The sequence below is a fragment of the Dyella sp. NPDC103356 genome (genome assembly GCF_055584465.1).
In genome coordinates, this window is sequence record NZ_JBVJLZ010000003.1 from 406,683 (window position 1) to 422,364 (window position 15,682).

21 protein-coding genes and 1 other RNA gene are annotated in these 15,682 nt (G+C 63.2%); 16 read left to right on the forward strand and 6 right to left on the reverse strand.

Going from position 1 to position 15,682, the window contains the following annotated elements:
- Positions 1-4: 4 nt before the first annotated feature.
- From ssrS to ACZ6WW_RS08695, 5 genes are all read left to right on the forward strand, one after another.
- Positions 5-193: non-coding RNA, 6S RNA (gene ssrS, locus ACZ6WW_RS08675), on the forward strand.
- 88 nt (positions 194-281) lie between these two features.
- Positions 282-893, forward strand: a complete 612-nt coding sequence (locus ACZ6WW_RS08680; protein WP_465273840.1) for a 5-formyltetrahydrofolate cyclo-ligase — start codon at positions 282-284, stop codon at positions 891-893.
- Positions 890-1,357, forward strand: a complete 468-nt coding sequence (locus ACZ6WW_RS08685; RefSeq protein ID WP_465273841.1) for an EVE domain-containing protein — start codon at positions 890-892, stop codon at positions 1,355-1,357. The genes ACZ6WW_RS08680 and ACZ6WW_RS08685 overlap by 4 nt, the downstream gene beginning before the upstream one ends.
- Before the next feature lie 82 nt (positions 1,358-1,439).
- Positions 1,440-2,081 carry a ribose-5-phosphate isomerase RpiA gene (gene rpiA / locus ACZ6WW_RS08690; RefSeq protein ID WP_465273842.1) on the forward strand — a complete coding sequence of 214 codons (642 nt, stop codon included), beginning with the start codon at positions 1,440-1,442 and terminating at the stop codon, positions 2,079-2,081.
- A 129-nt stretch (positions 2,082-2,210) separates the two neighbouring features.
- Entirely contained in the window at positions 2,211-2,591 is a 381-nt protein-coding gene (locus tag ACZ6WW_RS08695; RefSeq protein WP_465273843.1) for an OB-fold protein, read from the forward strand.
- Between the two features lie 76 nt (positions 2,592-2,667).
- Here the strand turns inward: ACZ6WW_RS08695 and rpe are convergent, their stop codons facing one another.
- From rpe to ACZ6WW_RS08710, 3 genes are read right to left on the reverse strand one after another with little or no spacing between them, the layout of a single operon-like run.
- Positions 2,668-3,339: a ribulose-phosphate 3-epimerase gene (gene rpe / locus ACZ6WW_RS08700; RefSeq protein ID WP_465273844.1), complete on the reverse strand. Its 672-nt coding sequence runs from the start codon at positions 3,337-3,339 to the stop codon at positions 2,668-2,670.
- A gap of 50 nt (positions 3,340-3,389) precedes the next feature.
- Positions 3,390-4,190: a co-chaperone DjlA gene (djlA, locus tag ACZ6WW_RS08705; protein ID WP_465273845.1), complete on the reverse strand. Its 801-nt coding sequence runs from the start codon at positions 4,188-4,190 to the stop codon at positions 3,390-3,392.
- Entirely contained in the window at positions 4,187-4,495 is a 309-nt protein-coding gene (locus ACZ6WW_RS08710; protein ID WP_281850521.1) for a c-type cytochrome, read from the reverse strand. The genes djlA and ACZ6WW_RS08710 overlap by 4 nt, the downstream gene beginning before the upstream one ends.
- A 107-nt stretch (positions 4,496-4,602) precedes the next feature.
- On the opposite strand from ACZ6WW_RS08710, the gene ACZ6WW_RS08715 reads away from it, so the two are divergent.
- From ACZ6WW_RS08715 to ACZ6WW_RS08730, 4 genes are read left to right on the forward strand one after another with little or no spacing between them, the layout of a single operon-like run.
- A complete protein-coding gene (locus ACZ6WW_RS08715) occupies positions 4,603-5,499 on the forward strand; it encodes a phosphoribosylaminoimidazolesuccinocarboxamide synthase (RefSeq protein WP_465273846.1) in 897 nt (298 codons plus the stop codon).
- A gap of 8 nt (positions 5,500-5,507) precedes the next feature.
- Entirely contained in the window at positions 5,508-5,840 is a 333-nt protein-coding gene (locus ACZ6WW_RS08720; RefSeq protein WP_281850523.1) for an SMR family transporter, read from the forward strand.
- Positions 5,840-6,325 carry an Mpo1-like protein gene (locus ACZ6WW_RS08725; RefSeq protein ID WP_465273847.1) on the forward strand — a complete coding sequence of 162 codons (486 nt, stop codon included), beginning with the start codon at positions 5,840-5,842 and terminating at the stop codon, positions 6,323-6,325. Before ACZ6WW_RS08720 ends, ACZ6WW_RS08725 begins: the two co-directional genes overlap by 1 nt.
- Positions 6,322-6,732: a hypothetical protein gene (locus ACZ6WW_RS08730; protein WP_465273848.1), complete on the forward strand. Its 411-nt coding sequence runs from the start codon at positions 6,322-6,324 to the stop codon at positions 6,730-6,732. Before ACZ6WW_RS08725 ends, ACZ6WW_RS08730 begins: the two co-directional genes overlap by 4 nt.
- A gap of 42 nt (positions 6,733-6,774) precedes the next feature.
- Here the strand turns inward: ACZ6WW_RS08730 and ACZ6WW_RS08735 are convergent, their stop codons facing one another.
- Entirely contained in the window at positions 6,775-7,098 is a 324-nt protein-coding gene (locus ACZ6WW_RS08735) for a hypothetical protein (protein ID WP_465273849.1), read from the reverse strand.
- 129 nt (positions 7,099-7,227) lie between these two features.
- On the opposite strand from ACZ6WW_RS08735, the gene ACZ6WW_RS08740 reads away from it, so the two are divergent.
- Positions 7,228-7,794 (forward strand): RNA polymerase sigma factor, encoded by a 567-nt coding sequence (locus tag ACZ6WW_RS08740; protein ID WP_465273850.1) that lies wholly within the window; start codon positions 7,228-7,230, stop codon positions 7,792-7,794.
- A complete protein-coding gene (locus ACZ6WW_RS08745; protein ID WP_465273851.1) occupies positions 7,791-8,216 on the forward strand; it encodes a hypothetical protein in 426 nt (141 codons plus the stop codon). Before ACZ6WW_RS08740 ends, ACZ6WW_RS08745 begins: the two co-directional genes overlap by 4 nt.
- On the opposite strand, the gene ACZ6WW_RS08750 is transcribed toward ACZ6WW_RS08745, so the two are convergent.
- Positions 8,198-10,342, reverse strand: coding sequence for a beta-agarase (locus ACZ6WW_RS08750; RefSeq protein ID WP_465273852.1), 2,145 nt, complete (start codon positions 10,340-10,342; stop codon positions 8,198-8,200). The two genes, ACZ6WW_RS08745 and ACZ6WW_RS08750, sit on opposite strands and share 19 nt — an antisense overlap.
- Positions 10,343-10,406: 64 nt before the next feature.
- Positions 10,407-11,732 (reverse strand): APC family permease, encoded by a 1,326-nt coding sequence (locus ACZ6WW_RS08755; RefSeq protein WP_465273853.1) that lies wholly within the window; start codon positions 11,730-11,732, stop codon positions 10,407-10,409.
- Between the two features lie 141 nt (positions 11,733-11,873).
- Between ACZ6WW_RS08755 and ACZ6WW_RS08760 the strand changes: the two genes are divergently transcribed.
- The 5 genes from ACZ6WW_RS08760 to ACZ6WW_RS08780 all read left to right on the forward strand — a co-directional run bounded on the left by ACZ6WW_RS08760 (position 11,874) and on the right by ACZ6WW_RS08780 (position 15,359).
- The gene (locus ACZ6WW_RS08760) at positions 11,874-12,635 is read left to right on the forward strand and encodes a hypothetical protein (RefSeq protein ID WP_465273854.1); all 762 of its coding nucleotides are present in this window, start codon (positions 11,874-11,876) and stop codon (positions 12,633-12,635) included.
- 6 nt (positions 12,636-12,641) lie between these two features.
- Entirely contained in the window at positions 12,642-13,133 is a 492-nt protein-coding gene (locus ACZ6WW_RS08765) for an RNA polymerase sigma factor (protein ID WP_465273855.1), read from the forward strand.
- Complete coding sequence (locus ACZ6WW_RS08770) at positions 13,130-13,489, forward strand: hypothetical protein (protein ID WP_465273856.1); 360 nt, start codon at positions 13,130-13,132, stop codon at positions 13,487-13,489. Before ACZ6WW_RS08765 ends, ACZ6WW_RS08770 begins: the two co-directional genes overlap by 4 nt.
- Before the next feature lie 67 nt (positions 13,490-13,556).
- Entirely contained in the window at positions 13,557-14,651 is a 1,095-nt protein-coding gene (gene dinB, locus ACZ6WW_RS08775; protein ID WP_465273857.1) for a DNA polymerase IV, read from the forward strand.
- A gap of 42 nt (positions 14,652-14,693) precedes the next feature.
- Positions 14,694-15,359: a hypothetical protein gene (locus ACZ6WW_RS08780; RefSeq protein WP_465273858.1), complete on the forward strand. Its 666-nt coding sequence runs from the start codon at positions 14,694-14,696 to the stop codon at positions 15,357-15,359.
- Positions 15,360-15,682 lie beyond the last annotated feature (323 nt).

Genomic DNA, 15,682 nt, shown 5'->3' on the forward strand with positions numbered 1-15,682 from the left:
TCGGCGTTTTCTGCGGTGTGCGCCAGCGCACTCTTACATTTGCCTTGTTCCTAAATACGGCCCCGGGTCGGTTCTGTCACTGCTGTTGTGCATGTCCGCCCTCGTGCGGAAAGCCTCGAGGCGGTGCAAGCCCTCCCACCTGATCCATCGTGGATCAAGGTCGTTCGGTGAGCAGCGGCATCGCGGTTGACGCCACCTCTTCAGGCCAGTTCCGCCCCGATCGCCAGGACTTGCGATCGCGGACGGGGCGGCAAATCCCCCGAAAGCCAAGGAGACGCGACGTGGATGTTCAGCGACGCGAGCTACGCAAGCAGCTGGCCGAACGCCGCCGTGCCCTGTCGCCGGCCGAGCGCATCGCCGCCGCGCAAGGGCTGCGCCGTAGCCTGGAGCAGCTTCCCGAATACCTCACCGACGTTCGCGTGGCCGGTTACTGGGCCTGCGACGGCGAATTGCCGCTGAACCTTGTCATCCCTCCCCTGGCGTCCCGCGGCCAGCAGTTCTACCTGCCCCTGATCCAGGACGACGGCACGTTGCGCTTCGCGCCCTGGAACGCCGGCGACGGGGTGCAGCCCAACCGCTATGGCATTCCCGAACCGGCCGAGCCCAAGGAATGGCTGGCGGCGTTCCAGCTCGACCTGGTCCTGGTGCCCCTGCTTGGCTTCGATCGCCTCGGGAATCGCCTGGGCCATGGCGGCGGCTATTACGACCGCAGCTTTGCCTTCCTGCGCGAGCAGGGCCGCCCCACCGAGCCGCTACTGGTCGGCGTGGCCTACGATTTCCAGGAACTCCCCCAGCTCGACCAGGAAGCCTGGGACGTAAGCCTCGACTACATCGCCACCGAGAGCGAATTGATCGACTGCCGCGCCACCGAAGAAGACGGAACTCCCGCATGACCAGTAAAAGAATCAGCCACTGGCTGATGAAGTCCGAGCCGGACGCATTCTCCATCGACGATCTCGAACGCAAGGGCCAGGAGGCCTGGGACGGCGTACGCAATTACCAGGCGCGCAACTTCATGCGCGATGACATGCGGATCGGCGACAAGGTGTTTTTCTATCACTCCAACTGCGCCGAGCCGGGCATCGTAGGTATCGCCGAGGTGGCGACCGATGCCTATCCGGACCCCAGCCAGTTCGACCCCAAGAGCGATTATTTCGATAGCGGCAGCACGCGCGACAACCCGCGCTGGATGCTGGTCGAGGTCAAGTTCGTCAAGAAATTCAAACGCACCATTACGCTCGATGAGCTCAAGCAGCAGGAAGCGTTGGCCGACATGGCCCTGGTGCGCAAGGGCAACCGCCTGTCGGTCATGCCGGTGAGCGACGGCGACTGGAAGTACATCCTGAAACTGGCCTAGAGAACAAAGCCGCGGAGAAAGCCGTTAATGCGCCCCCGGAGCAAATCGGGGATCATAGGCGTTTTCAACTTTTGGCCGTGTCATGAGCAGTCAGGAAAAGCGCCTCGCCGGCGAAGCCGCCATTCGCTATGTGGAAAAGGGCGCCATCATCGGCGTGGGTACCGGCTCCACCGTCGCCTTCTTTATCGACGCCCTGGCCGACCTGCGCGACCAGATCCAGGGCGCGGTGTCGAGCTCGGAGCAATCCACGGCCCAGCTGAAGAAGTACGGCATCCCGGTGCTCGATCTCAATGCCACCGGCCCGCTCAATATCTACATCGACGGTGCGGACGAATGCGACCCGCAGCGCCGCCTGATCAAGGGCGGCGGCGCCGCTCTGACGCGCGAGAAAATCATCGCCGAAGCGAGCGCCAAGTTCGTCTGCATCATCGATTCGAGCAAGCGCGTGGACGTGCTGGGCACCTTCCCCCTGCCGATCGAAGTCATCCCGATGGCACGCAGCCTGATCGGCCGTGAGATCGTCAAGCGCGGCGGCCAGCCGGTCTGGCGCGACGGCGTGACCACCGATAACGGCAACTGGATCATCGACGTGCATGGCTGGCAGATCGCCGACCCGGTCGCGCTGGAAAAGGACCTCAACCAACTCCCCGGCGTGGTCTCGGTCGGCCTGTTTGCCCGCCGCCCGGCCGACGTGGTGCTGATCGGCGACCGCCTCATGGATTGAGTCCGATTCGTGCGCCGGAGGAAACGCTGCGTTGAATGCGGCGTCGAAATCGGCGTATTGAAACGGGCAAGGGCGTCTCCATTTTGGTGGCCAGTCCCCCCATGTCCTCCATGGACAAAGGTATCGGTCATGCGTGCGCTACGTTCGTTAGTGCTCGCCCTGGCGATGCTGTCCACCACCACCGTCGCACTTGCACAAGAGACGGCCCCTGCGGTCAGCCTGGCTCAGCTCGGCGAGCTATATGTGAAATCCGGTCACATCATTCCGGACGGTTATCTCGACCAGCGCGTCACCGTCAGTGCCGTGGTGGCTGAGGCTGCCCAGCGGGTGGGTAACGAGGTTCTAGTGACGCTTACCGACGCGACAGACCAGGTCAAGGGCCACGCAACGATCGACCGGATGTCCGCGGCCAAGGCGAAGTCGCTGCACCAGGGGCAGGCGTTCAGCGCGGTCTGTACGGTGGAATTCAGCAGCAACGGGCCGATTGCGCTCGGAGATTGCGATCTCTGAGTTCGCTGTATGACGAGCCGCGGCTAGTGATCAGGAGTGAGGCGCTACTGGCGGCCCACTCCTTTTCACTCGTTTCTCAGCCGCCGATCGCCTTATGCATCGCCTCGATCACCGCCCGATAGTCCGGCGCATTAAAGATCGCCGAACCAGCGACGAACGTATCCGCACCTGCAGCAGCAATCGCGCCGATATTGTCGGCCGTAACACCACCATCGACTTCCAGCCGAATCGCACGGCCGCTTTCATCGATGCGACGACGCACTTCGCGGATCTTGTCGAGTGCCTCGGGAATGAATTTCTGCCCGCCAAAACCCGGGTTCACCGACATGATCAACACCAGGTCGATCTTGTCGAGCGTGTAGTCGAGCCAGTTCAGCGGCGTGGCCGGATTGAATACCAGGCCGACATGACAGCCCGCGTCCTTGATCAAACCGATGGTGCGATCGACATGCTCGCTCGCTTCCGGATGGAAGCTGATCGAGTTCGCGCCGGCCTTGGCGAAATCCGGCGCAATGCGGTCGACCGGCTTGACCATCAGGTGCACGTCGATCGGCGCGGTGACGCCGTAATTGCGCAGCGATTTGAGCACCATCGGCCCAATGGTCAGATTTGGCACGTAATGGTTGTCCATCACGTCGAAGTGCACCCACTGCGCACCGGCGTCGAGCGCCTTGGCCGTATCCTCGCCCAGGCGGGCGAAGTCGGCGGAAAGGATGGAGGGCGCGATGATTGGCGATTGCTTAGGCATGGTGGCTCAAGAGTAAAGGGTAAAGAGGAAAGAGATCGTCACGGTGCCCATCACTTGAACCCCCGCTCCGCCTTGATCCGCTCGTACGCCGCATTGATCTCGCTGGCTCGCGACTCGGCGCGACGGCGCATATCCTCGGGCAGATCGCCCAGGCGGTCCGGGTGGTGTTCGGAAATCAGCTTGCGATACGCACGCTTGATTGCGCGATCGTCGGCACCACGCTCGATGCCAAGCACGGTGTAGGGGTCGGGCCCCTGCTGGTTGCGCTGCGGCGGTGCGTAACCGCCACCGTTGCCGGGGCCGCGCCGTCCGCCCGCGCTCGCGTTCCAGGCATAGCCTTTCATCGCCATCAGGGCCATCAGCTCCATGTCGCTCACGCGCAGTGCGAACGCCACCTGGCGCAGCAGCGACATTTTCTCCGGCGGCGGGTTGCCCTCGGCCAGCACGGTCTCGATCACCACGTCGAGCACCGGGAAGGCATGGTCGCGACGCAGGCCGACCCATTGGCGCAGACCGTCGATCGCCGGAGTGACATCGAACTCCGGTTGCTTGCCGGCATTGAAGCTGGTGACCGCCTGCTTGCGCTGCTCGGCATCCAGACCCATACGCGACATGAGGCGCTCGGCGATGGCGATTTCGGCCTCGGACACGCGGCCATCGGATTTAGCCACCGCACCGAGCAAGGCGAACAGCGGGCCGATAAAGCCGCCAACTTCCGGTGTGGCATAACGTCGCTTCTGACGCACGCCGTCGATGATGAAGCCGGCAATGCCGCCGACGATGGCGCCGGGTATGCCGTGGCCAAAGATCAGGCCGGCAAAGGCCAGCAGGAGGGTCCAAGTAAGACTCATGGTGTCGCCTGTACCGGTGCTTGTGCGCTGTACCACTGGGCGAGCGCATCGAGATCGGCGTCGCTTACGGGACCGATCGCCGCCTTCATCAGCGGCGCGTTGCGGCGACCATCGCGGTATTGCTTCAGCGCTTCGCGCAAATAGTCGAGTTTCTGCCCGGCCAGGTTGGGCGCGGCCGGAATCTGCGCCATGCCGGTTTCACCGTGACATGCCGCGCACAGCCCCAGGCGCGCCGGCTTGGGCGGCGTGGCGGCCATCACGGGTAGTGCGGCCAGCAAAAGTGCCGCGGTCAATACGGTTCGCATCGGCAATGCATGGGGGTTAAAACCGCCAATTCTACCAGCGCCGCCCGGCCCGGCGGCCATCCGGACAGTTACAATGTCCCGCTTGAGCTTTTGCCCTGGAGCGCCCCGTGCCCACGACCCTGCTGCAATCGAACCTGCCCGGTCTGAACCTGATCCACCGCGGCAAGGTGCGCGACGTCTACGCGCTGCCCGACCATCGCCTGCTGATCGTTGCCAGCGACCGGCTCTCCGCCTTCGACGTGGTGCTGCCCGATCCGATCCCCGGCAAGGGCGAAATGCTGACCCAGATGTCCAATTTCTGGTTCGCCAAGACGGCGCATCTGGTTCCCAACCACCTGCTCGACATCCCCCTGCAGAACGAGCTGCCTGAAGGCACGAACCTCGCCCTGTACCAGAAGCGCAGCGTGATCGCGCGCCGCCTGACCCCAGTGCCGGTGGAGGCGATCGCCCGCGGCTACCTGATCGGATCGGGCTGGAAGGACTACCAGGCCACCGGTTCGCTGTGCGGCATCACGCTGCCGGCCGGCCTCAAGCAGGCCGAGCAACTGCCCGAGCCGATCTTCACCCCCTCGACCAAGGCCGCGGTTGGCGACCACGACCAGAATGTCAGCTTCGATGCCGTCGTTGCCGCGGTCGGCGCCGATCTCGCCGAGCAGGTGCGCGAAGCGACGCTGACCATCTACAAGTGGGCGGCGGCCTATGCGGCCGAGCGCGGCATCATCATCGCCGACACCAAGTTCGAATTCGGCACCGACGAGGACGGCAAGCTCTACGTCATGGACGAGATGCTGACACCCGATTCCTCGCGTTTCTGGCCTGCCGACGAATACAAGGTCGGTATCAGCCCGCCCAGCTACGACAAGCAGTTCGTACGCGACTATCTGGAAACGCTCGGCTGGAACAAGCAGGCACCGGGCCCGAACGTGCCCGCCAGCGTGATCGAGGGTACCTCGGCCAAGTACGCCGAAGCGCTGCAGCGCCTGGCAGGCATCACGCTGGACTGAACGGCGCGATGAATTCCTGGATTCTGTTGGGCCTGGCCATCCTCGCCGAAGTGATCGGCACCAGCGCGCTCAAGGCATCGGCCGGTTTCAGCCGGCTGTGGCCGAGTCTCGTGGTGATGGCAGGCTACGGCACGGCGTTTTATTTTCTCAGCCTTGCATTGCGCAGCATCCCGATCGGCGTCGCGTACGCGGTGTGGTCAGGTGCCGGCATCGTGCTGATCGCTGCGATCGGTACGGTCCTGTTCAAGCAGAAACTCGATGCGCCCGCCCTGATCGGCATGAGCCTGATCGTCGCCGGTGTCCTGGTACTGAACCTGTTCTCCAAAGCCGGTTCGCATTGATGCATTCGCGCGAGGAAAACGCCGAGTACTTCGCGCATCTGCTTGACCGATACAGCAACGACCATCGGCATTCAGGACATCGTTGGCTGTTGGCATGCTGCATCTTGCTGATCGCATGGAGCGCCATCGCGCTGGTCTGGACGATTCCCGTACCGCCGATGCTTGGCCGGCCCGGATTCTGGGCGGTGATGCTGCAAGTGCTGCTTTTCAGCTGGTACTGGAAGTATTCGCGCCGAATCGGCGCGGCGATGTTCGTCGCGCTGCTGGTGCTGTCGTTGCTTACGCATCTGATTTATTCCGCGGTCGATCCGATACAGCTGCGCGGGTGGGCACTGGGTGTTTTTCTGCTGGGGTGGCTCGGCGTGTTGCTGAGCCGCTTTCTCGAACAGCCCCGGCCCAACCTGCGCGATGAACTCACCGCTTTTTTTGTCGGCCCCGCCTGGTTTCTGGATCGTCTGCTGCAACGCTTAGGAATCACTCCATGACGCAACTGCTCACAGTGCTCAGCATGCTGTTCTGGTGGGTGCTCTACAGCAGCATCGGCGCGATCGTCCCGGCCTTGATCGCCTGGCTGGTGCTGCGCTGGGCAGAGCGATGCGCGGTGGTGTTCAACCGCACGTATCTTGCCTGCCTGCTGTGGAACCTCGCCGGCATGCTGTTGATCGCCGGCGTGGCCATGTATACGGGCCATGCGCGCCCGCCGTATGGCCCCCTGCTCGCTTCCAATGCGTTGGGCTGGGTGCTGGTGTTGAACATGTTTATCGGCGCACTGCTACTGTGGCGCCTCATTCCGCGCGTCGATGCGCACCGCATCCGCCCTGCCAGCGCCTGCATGGCGGTCGCTCTCGTGACCGCCGTTGCATTTGGCATCGCCACGACACTGGCCAGTTGATACACCCGGCGCGGCATACCGCGCCCGGCAGCGAGTGTCGTTTCAGTCCAACCGGCGCGACAGCGCGAAGAACACCAGATTGCCCAGGCCTACCGCACCAGCCAGGATGGCGATGCTGCCGGCGTTGAAATTGTCGTTATACAGATACTGATTCAGTCCGAAACCCGCGGCCAACGCCAACAGGACTACGCCCCAGCGCAACGATGCATACCGGCGTTGCCGTTCCTCCGTCTTCAGTATCGACTGCAGCCATGCCTCCGACGCGCCATGCTTGAATAGCTGCGAATGCAGCCGGGCGTCGATCAGGAGCTTGATCGCATAGGTAATGCACAGGAACAGCACAACCGGAACAATGACTTGTTGCATGACGTTCTCCACTACGCCAAAGGGCGGCTTGGTGAGATAGATACACGCGGCACGCCGACGGTTGCAGCGGCGAGGCTGCAACCGTCGAGGCCGTCGGTGTATCTCCAGCGAGATGGACAACTCAAATCAATGAATCAGGACCGCGTCCTGGTCCAAGCCGTGCTGGCCCGGGAAACGGGGGCCTTCGAACGCCTGGTACGCGAGTACCAGGGGCTGTGCTGGCACATCGTCTACCGGATGGTCCGCCACCCGGAGGACGCGCGCGAGCTTTGCCAGGACACGTTCCTGCGCGTCTACCGCTACCTGCACCAGTACCGCCAGGAGAGTTCGCTCAAATCCTGGATCGGCCAGATCGCCTTTACTGTCGCGCTGCGCCACCTCGAACGCCGGCGCATTCCTCTGGTCGAGCCGCTAGCTAATGAGGACGACAGCAACCCGGTCGAGGAAATCGGCGACGGCTTCGACCTGGAAGCCGCCTGCGCCGATGACGAACTGCACCGGCACCTGCACGCCGCGATAGAGACGCTGCCGCCGCTGCAACGCACCGTGCTGACGCTCTATCATCTGGAGGAGGTGACCATCCCGGAGATAGCCACGATCACGGGCATGGCCGAAGGTACGATCAAGAGCCATCTTTTCCGTAGCCGCCGCCAGCTGCGCGGCGTGCTCGAAAGCCGGATAGGAACGACCTTATGAACCACGACGAGGAATGGCAGGCGCAGGAACAGGCCCTGCAGCGCGAACGAGCGCAATATGCCCACGACAATCGCGACAGCGCCCGGGTGCAGGGCTATCGCGTGGTCATGCGTGCCCTGAAACAACCGCCGCCGGATTTGTTGCCGGAAAATTTTGCCGCGCGCGTTGCCGCGCTCGCCGAACGCGACGCCATCCCACCGCCGCGCCTGGAAAATGGCCTGCTGGCGGCACTCATGACAACGCTGGTCTGCGGTTTGATTGTCTTGGCCGTGATCGACGGCCGCGACTGGCTCCATGCCATCGCCGACCTTCGCTTGTTCGGCAATCCCTGGATCTACGCCCTACTCGGCTGTCTTGCCATGTCGCAGGGCATTGCCTGGTTGCGCCCGGCCGATCGTCGCACTCATGGCCCGGAGGCCTGACGGTTAGCCGCGCGAACGGCCTGTACGAAGCTGCCGAACGGGATATCGGTGATGCCGACCAGGCCGATATGCATGTTCTCGCCATCGAGCAGGCGTCCAGTCACCGGTTGATCGGTGTACTGGAACCAGTGCGCGCCGACGATATTCGGATCGCTCGCCGCCGCCGCGATAAAACGCGCATAGGCTTCGCCGCGCTGCTGCTCGGTATAGACCGAAGCGACGCCATTGCCGAAAGGGCCGCGATCTTTCGAGCCGAAATGGAACTCGGTAATCATGACCGGCTTGTTCGCCTGCGCTACCGCAGGGATGTCAAAACCATGCTGCGGCACATCGGTATAGGTGTTGACGCTCACCACATCGCAGTACATGGCGCAGGCCGCTACGGCTTCGGGCGTATTCACCGCAAAGCGTCCGCCCAGAAACAGATGATGCGGGTCGTGACGACGCAGCGCTTCGCTTACCACGCGGAAATACGTGTCGGCATAGTCACGTAGCCAGGCACTGTAGTCGGCGGCGATCGCCGGATACGCCGCCTTCGGTGCCGGCGGTACAAAACCCGACGCTTCCATCGTGTCCCACGAGGTCAGCGGGATACCCCAGGCGGACCCCAGCTTTATCGCGTCGCCGTATTGGCTCTTGAGCTTGGCGATGAAGGCTTGCTTGGCCGCACTCCGTGCCTCGCCCCTGAGCGTACCGATCGCCAGGCCCCAGCGACCTCGCGGGCCCTGCCCGGCCCAGGCCAGTTCGTTGTCGGCGAAATAGCCGAGCAGCCAGGGATCGTCAACGACATCCTGCGTCGCCTTCGCGGCGGCTTTTTCCGCCGCCTCGACGAAGCGGGGATCGTAGGGATCAGGCATGCGCCCCCAGTAGTCATAGCCGCTGGAGACATTGCCGAACACGCCGTCGATATTGATCGAGCGCGTATAGGCGAGCTTGTGCGCCTTGCCGAGCGCATCGTCGCTCCAGTTGCCGATGGTGTTGAAACCCCAGCTCTTCAGTCGCTCCAGCGTGCGCGCATGCCATGCCGTCGTCCAATCCTTGCCGTCGACGCGATAAAGGTTGGCCGCATAAAAATCGAACCACTGGCCGTGGTCGAACTTCAGCCCTTTGCGCGATGTTGCGTCCGCCTGTCGCGTATCGCTGCTGCCGTAGAAAGCCTTCCATTCGCCTTCATCGGCGGGCAGATCGCGAAACATGTATGCGCGATCCTGCACATAGGTGCGCGCGCCGTCGAGAACGACCGCATTCATCCCCAGCGAAAAGAACGCGTGACCTTCCGGCGTCACCAGCCACCAGCGACCATCGCGCTTTTCGGAGCGGAACCAGCCTTTTGCGGCGAATGCCGGCACGTCCGTTCGCCCGCCGTAGGTGTCGAGCTTCGGCGCGCTGTCGTGCGCAGATCGCAGATCGGCTTGTGCCGCGGTCTGCGCCGCGCGTAGCGCCTGGTCGCTATCGATCTTTTCCGGCCACTGCCCGCGCGCGTACTGCCCCCAGCGATCGACAATGCCGGTATAGGCATGCTGCAGCGCATCGTCTCCGGCCACTCCTTCGACGGCACCGAGCAACAAGGTCTGCGGCGCTTGTGGCGCGGGCATGCTCAAGCGCACGGCGCCTACCGCTCGCAGATCGAGCCGTCCCTCGACGGTCGTCGCCACGATGGTTCGACGACCCTGCTCGTCGATGGGCATCGGTGGGCCTGCCTGCATGCCTCGGCTTCGCGGCGCTTCGGCGCGTAATGGCAGCACCACGGTCTGCGCAGGCCCGGCGGGCAAAGCAACCACTGCTCGCAGTGACTGGCCTGCGCGAACACCGTCGACGGTGATCTGAAGCGTCACATCCCAGGCCATCGCGTTCTGCACTGCAATGCGCAGTTCACTCTTGCCGGACCAGTCCCAGCCCTGTGCGGGCGCCTGGATGGATATCTCCGGCGTTACCAAAGGAGCAAAGGTGTAGCGTCGCTGCTTGCCGCCCTGGGCATTGGTTTCCACTGCATCGGCGCGCCGCACTTGTTGTAACTTCACGTTTGGCGCATCCCCGGCGAGATCGAACGTCCCGGCATTGCTCGCGGTCTGGCAAGCGGTCAATAGCAGCGCCGCCAGCCATGCCAATGAAATGAATTTCTTCATCGCGGCGCTCCCTTCCAAAAGTCCATAAGTATGGGCATCGTCGATGAAGGCCGGCTTGCCGGGATCAAGCCCTGCGTCGCGACCAGGCCTTCCAGCCCCAATACACCGGCACACCAACCAGGATCAGCACAAGGCTCATGCCGGCGTCTCGTGGCGAATTGATCGTTGTGGCGATGATCACTCCCAGCACCACGCTCACGAACAGGATCGGCATCAGGGGATACAGCGGCACGCGATAAGGCGACGGCTCGTTGGCAAAGCGGCGGCGATACCAGAACAGCGTGGCGATGCCGAAGGCGTGCGACAACCACTCACCCACCGTGGTGTAGTCGAGCAATTGGTTGAAGCTGCCGCTTGCCGCCAGCACGATCGCCCACGCGCCCAGCACAGTCAGCGCAATCTGCGGTGCATGCGTGCGCGGCTCAATGCGTCCCACCGCGCGAAAAAACATGCCGTCCGCGCCCATGGTCTGCAGCACGCGCGCGCCACCGGCAATGGCGATGCTGCAATAGCCGAACGTCGAGCAGGCAATGCCGATGGCAATCAGGGTGGCGCCACGGTCGCCCAACCAGGCGCGTACCAGGTCGGCGGCAGGCGCGTGGCTGGCCGCGAGCCCGGCGTGTCCCAACCCGGACAGGTAGGCGATATTGACCAGCACGTAGCACACCACCACCGTGCCCATGCCCAGCGCGAGCGCGCGCGGCAAGGTGCGCTGTGGTTCGCGCACTTCGCCGGCTAGATCGTTGAGATAGTGGAAACCGCCATAGGTAAAGAGCACCGGCAGCAGCGCACCCAGGAAGCTCCACGACGCAACCGGGTGTGCCGTATCGGCACTCAGCACCAGACCGAGCCGACCTTGCGCCAGGGCCAGGCCAGCGACCACCACCAGCACGATCGCGCCGAGCTTCAGCAGCGTGAAAAGGTTCTGCATGCGCGCGCCGGCGCGGATGCCGAACAGGTTCACCCCGACGATAAAGGCGATCGCGCCCGCGGCCACCGGCTTGATCCAGAAATGCGAAAGGCCAAGCGCGACGCAAAAATAGTCGGCAAAGGTCGTAGCCACCGCCGCCACGCTGCCGGGATAGTTGATCAGCGCCATCGTCCAGCCGAACAAAAAGGCCGGTAGCTGCCCGAATGCCTCGCGCAAATAAATGTAGACGCCCCCGGCCTGCGGTCGCCGTGCTCCCAGCTCGGCGTAACAGAGCACGCCGGTCAGCGTGAGCAGGCCGCCGATGGCCCAGAGCAGCAACAGCTCCCAGCCCGAGCCGGTGCGTTCGGCCACGGTGGAGGCGCTGCGAAAAATGCCGGCACCGATGACACCGCCGACCACGATGGCGGCGGCATCCCAGATGCCCAGGCGGCGTACGTATGCAGAGGAGTTGTCGGTCATAGGGGTGAACCATGCCATCTTGCGGCCACTCAGGGCCAGCCCCTGTCGGCACGGAAAAAATTTCACCAGCCAAATGAAGAAAGCCCCAGCTCGCGTGTATATATCTGGGAAGGCCGCTTTTGCCGGCCACCTGGGGAGATCATGAAATACACATTGAAGCTGATGCTTATCAGCGGATTGGCACTGGGCTTGGCTGGCTGCCATAAGCATGAAAACTCGGCCACGCCTGTTTCCGGCGATGCCAAAGCCTCCGAACCCATGGATTTGCGGATCTATGACGTGCCGCCAGCGCAAACCGACGCCTTGGCCCAGTCGCTCGCCATGGCGCTGTCGCCGGGAGGACGGGCGGCGGTCACCACACCCGCGCCGGGCAAGCTGTTGATTTATGCACCGGAGAGCGCGCAAGACTCCATCGCCGGCGCTCTATCGAGTTTGGCCAACGGCAAGAAGGACGCTTCCGCGCCATCCTCCTTGAATTTGCGTTTCTGGATCGTTGACGCGACCCAGGGCGACGGTACAGACGATGCTTCGCTCAGCATGCTTGGCGACGTGCTCAAATCCTGGCGCACCTCGATGGGACCGACGCATTTCAAACTGGTGGAAGCTACTTCAGGTTCAGTGCGAGAAGGTGGACAAGGCGAGATCGTCACCGACTACCGATTCGCCTATAACACCAGTGCGCCTACATCGGGCGATATCGGCATTCAGCTTGATATTCACAACATGCAGAATACGTCGCGCGCGCAAGGGCTGAACCAATTCCAGGGTCAATTGAACGTCACCCCAGGGCAATTCGTCGTGCTGGCACAGACGCCGGCGACCACCGGTGAAGCAGCTGCCGGCAGCGATACACCCATGGCACGCCTGTTGATCATGCGAGTCGATCGCACCCAGCAGCATTAAGCCCTCATGGCACTGCGCGAGGAAGCGCTGTATGCAAGTTACCGCCGACTCGAGCGTTCGCTCTACAACGTGCTTTATCGCCAGCTCTGGCAGTCGCAGGATTGCCAGGACCTTGTCCACGATGCCTTCATGCGCATCTGGGAGCGCCGCGAAAAAGTCGATGAGGCAACGCTCGATGCCTTGGTGTGGACGACCGCGCTCAACCTGGCGCGCAATCGTCTGCGCTGGCGCAAGCTATGGCGAGGAGATGCCATCGAAGACCACATCGAACAGCTGCATGTGGAAACCGAGTCGCATGACTTCCTGGCCGAACGCCAACTGCACCAGGCATTGCGCGGATTACCGCGGCGACAACGCGAGGTCCTGCTGATGTCCGAATACAGCGAGCTGAAAACCTCGGAAATCGCGCGTATCCTCGGCATTCCCGAAGGCACCGTGGCGTCGCGCAAACATCAGGCGCTTGCACGCTTGAAGACCTTGATCGGAGGCGAGGCATGAGCGAACTTCGCAAACTCTCGCCCGAACGCACGCCACCGCCCGGCGGCCTGTTGCGCCTGCAATACGACATCGCCGCGCAGCGCCCGAAGGCGGCGCACGTCGCTCGCTGGAGCTGGCTGGCGACGGCCGCGTCACTGGTTCTGCTGGCATGCTTGCTCCCCCTCTGGCCCACCCATCGGGACAGCGATCTCGACGGCGCGCTGCGCAGCGCATTGGAAAACCGATCGCCCGGCGACACGGTCAACGTTCGCGACGGCGCCGCCCTGGCCATACCGAGCGGACACCCGAACGTGCGGATCTACCTGGTGCAGAGCCTGCCGGCTTCGGCCGCAACGGTGGCAACCCCGGCACAGTAGGCCCGGGCCCGCGCGAAGGATTTCCGGCGGCATTAGAATCGATGCCGCCCTCGCCGACCGACACCCTGTGCCCCCATCCCCTCGCAAGATCCTCCACGTCGACATGGACGCGTTCTACGCGTCGGTGGAGCAGCGTGACGATCCTTCGTTGCGCGGCAAGCCGGTGGTGGTGGCCTGGAAAGGGGCGCGCTCGGTGGTGTGTGCGGCAAGCTACGAAGCGCGAACCTTCGGCGTGCGCTCGGCCATGCCGGCGATACGTGCCGAGCGGCTATGCCCGCAGGCGATCTTCGTGCCGCCGGATTTCGTGCGTTACAAGGCAGTGTCGCGACAGGTGCGCGAGATTTTCACGCGACATACCGACCTGATCGAACCGCTGTCGCTGGACGAGGCCTACCTCGATGTCACCGAGACCAAGACCGGCCTGTCGAGCGCCACGGCGACGGCCGAAGCGATCCGCGCGGCGATTCGCGAGGAAACCAGCCTCACCGCTTCGGCCGGCGTGGCGCCAAACAAGTTTCTGGCCAAGATTGCCTCGGATTGGCGCAAGCCCGATGGCCTGTTCGTGGTGCGGCCGCATCAGGTCGAAGCCTTCCTCACGCCATTGAAGGTCGGCAAGTTGCCCGGCGTGGGCAAGGTGATGGAGGCCAAGCTGACCGAACTGGGGATTTCAACGGTGGGCGAACTGCGAGCGCTCGGCCAGGCAGTATTGGAACAGCGCTTCGGTCAGTGGGGCCGGCGGCTGCACGAACTGTCGCTGGGCATCGACGAGCACCCCGTGCAGCCCGATCGCCTCACCTTGCAGGTGTCGGCCGAAGACACGTTCCAGAACGATCTGACCCTGGACGAACTGGAGCCGCATATCCGCCGCCTTGCCGAGAAAACCTGGGCGGCGCATCAGCGCGAAGCCCTGGGCGGCCGTATCGCGCGCACCATCGTGCTCAAGCTCAAGACCGCGGACTTCCATACCCTGACGCGCAGCCTCACGCCCTCGGTGCGGCCACGCTCGGCGCAAGAGCTTGCCGATCTGGCCTGCGCCCTGCGTGAACGCGTCGAGCGACCGGCCAGCGATCTCTATCGCCTGGTCGGCGTAGGCCTGGCGGGCTTCGTGGAGCAGGACAGCTTTCTCGCCCAGGGCGATCTGTTCGACAATGTCTACGATTAACGCCGCGCGGCCGGGCGCACCCAGGGGTCAATGAGGATTGCCATGCATTTGGAAATTCCAAAGGTCAAATTGCATTCGCTGAAAGAGTTCGCTTCGCATTACTTGATGATCGTGCTCAGTATCCTCACCGCGCTCGGGTTGGAGCAGTGGATCGAGCATGCACACCATGAGCGGGCGGCGGAAACGGCGAGCCGGCAGATCGAGGCTGAACTCGCCAACGATCTTGCCGAGACAAGAGAAGCCAGACAAACCAACGCGGAAGACCTGAAGCCGCTGCTGGAGCTGGACAAACTGATTACTGCCGACGTGCTGGCGGGCGCTGATAGCAAGACGATCAACGAACATATTCGGGCACACAGCAAGCAATTCGACATCAATATCCACTGGCCAATCTTCGCGAGCCAGGCCTGGGACGTGGCAGTCGCCAATCAAAGCGCAAGCTGGATTCCTGCCGACCGCCTCAATAGTTATTCGGGCGCCTACGCCGATCAGCGGCACGCCACCGAATGGCTGAGCCAGGACAGCACGCTATTGCTCAGTGCGCCGCGTATGGTGGATATACGTACGAAAGTGGAGCTTGGGCGCGATGTCGATCCGATCGAGTTCATTACCGTGCTGCGCCAGATGATCGCTACCGTGCAAGGGACGCAGTCGCATCTGGAGCAGTTGGAGCCGCATATGGTGGCGGCGTTGGGCAAACACGAATAACCCCCGCCTCCCCTTGTCGTCATTCCGGCGAAGGCCGCAACCCATTCCTCAGTTCTCGCTCGTCAGATAACGTTCGGCAAGCGGTCACGCTGAGGAATGGATTCCGGCCTACGCCGGAATGACGAAGATGGGAGACCGAGGCGATTTATTGGCGCGTCGCCACGAAGAACAATCGCGGAAACGGCAACAGCGCGTACCGTCGGGAAGGATGGTGTCCTCCTTCGCCACAGCCGCTTCGTAACGCGCCAGATACACAACGCGCTCGTTCTCGTCCAGCGACTACCGCGCAGGGAACGTAGTCGCGTCTGGAGCAGTTGGAGCCG

What these genes read in the sequence shown, in the direction of transcription:
- ACZ6WW_RS08685 (WP_465273841.1), top strand. Translation starts at nt 890, where the DNA reads ATGACCAGTAAAAGAATCAGCCACTGGCTGATGAAGTCCGAGCCGGAC.
- rpiA (WP_465273842.1), top strand. Translation starts at nt 1,440, where the DNA reads ATGAGCAGTCAGGAAAAGCGCCTCGCCGGCGAAGCCGCCATTCGCTAT.
- ACZ6WW_RS08695 (WP_465273843.1), top strand. Translation starts at nt 2,211, where the DNA reads ATGCGTGCGCTACGTTCGTTAGTGCTCGCCCTGGCGATGCTGTCCACC.
- rpe (WP_465273844.1), bottom strand. Translation starts at nt 3,339, where the DNA reads ATGCCTAAGCAATCGCCAATCATCGCGCCCTCCATCCTTTCCGCCGAC.
- djlA (WP_465273845.1), bottom strand. Translation starts at nt 4,190, where the DNA reads ATGAGTCTTACTTGGACCCTCCTGCTGGCCTTTGCCGGCCTGATCTTT.
- ACZ6WW_RS08710 (WP_281850521.1), bottom strand. Translation starts at nt 4,495, where the DNA reads ATGCGAACCGTATTGACCGCGGCACTTTTGCTGGCCGCACTACCCGTG.
- ACZ6WW_RS08720 (WP_281850523.1), top strand. Translation starts at nt 5,508, where the DNA reads ATGAATTCCTGGATTCTGTTGGGCCTGGCCATCCTCGCCGAAGTGATC.
- ACZ6WW_RS08725 (WP_465273847.1), top strand. Translation starts at nt 5,840, where the DNA reads ATGCATTCGCGCGAGGAAAACGCCGAGTACTTCGCGCATCTGCTTGAC.
- ACZ6WW_RS08730 (WP_465273848.1), top strand. Translation starts at nt 6,322, where the DNA reads ATGACGCAACTGCTCACAGTGCTCAGCATGCTGTTCTGGTGGGTGCTC.
- ACZ6WW_RS08735 (WP_465273849.1), bottom strand. Translation starts at nt 7,098, where the DNA reads ATGCAACAAGTCATTGTTCCGGTTGTGCTGTTCCTGTGCATTACCTAT.
- ACZ6WW_RS08740 (WP_465273850.1), top strand. Translation starts at nt 7,228, where the DNA reads ATGAATCAGGACCGCGTCCTGGTCCAAGCCGTGCTGGCCCGGGAAACG.
- ACZ6WW_RS08745 (WP_465273851.1), top strand. Translation starts at nt 7,791, where the DNA reads ATGAACCACGACGAGGAATGGCAGGCGCAGGAACAGGCCCTGCAGCGC.
- ACZ6WW_RS08750 (WP_465273852.1), bottom strand. Translation starts at nt 10,342, where the DNA reads ATGAAGAAATTCATTTCATTGGCATGGCTGGCGGCGCTGCTATTGACC.
- ACZ6WW_RS08755 (WP_465273853.1), bottom strand. Translation starts at nt 11,732, where the DNA reads ATGACCGACAACTCCTCTGCATACGTACGCCGCCTGGGCATCTGGGAT.
- ACZ6WW_RS08760 (WP_465273854.1), top strand. Translation starts at nt 11,874, where the DNA reads ATGAAATACACATTGAAGCTGATGCTTATCAGCGGATTGGCACTGGGC.
- ACZ6WW_RS08765 (WP_465273855.1), top strand. Translation starts at nt 12,642, where the DNA reads ATGGCACTGCGCGAGGAAGCGCTGTATGCAAGTTACCGCCGACTCGAG.
- ACZ6WW_RS08770 (WP_465273856.1), top strand. Translation starts at nt 13,130, where the DNA reads ATGAGCGAACTTCGCAAACTCTCGCCCGAACGCACGCCACCGCCCGGC.
- ACZ6WW_RS08780 (WP_465273858.1), top strand. Translation starts at nt 14,694, where the DNA reads ATGCATTTGGAAATTCCAAAGGTCAAATTGCATTCGCTGAAAGAGTTC.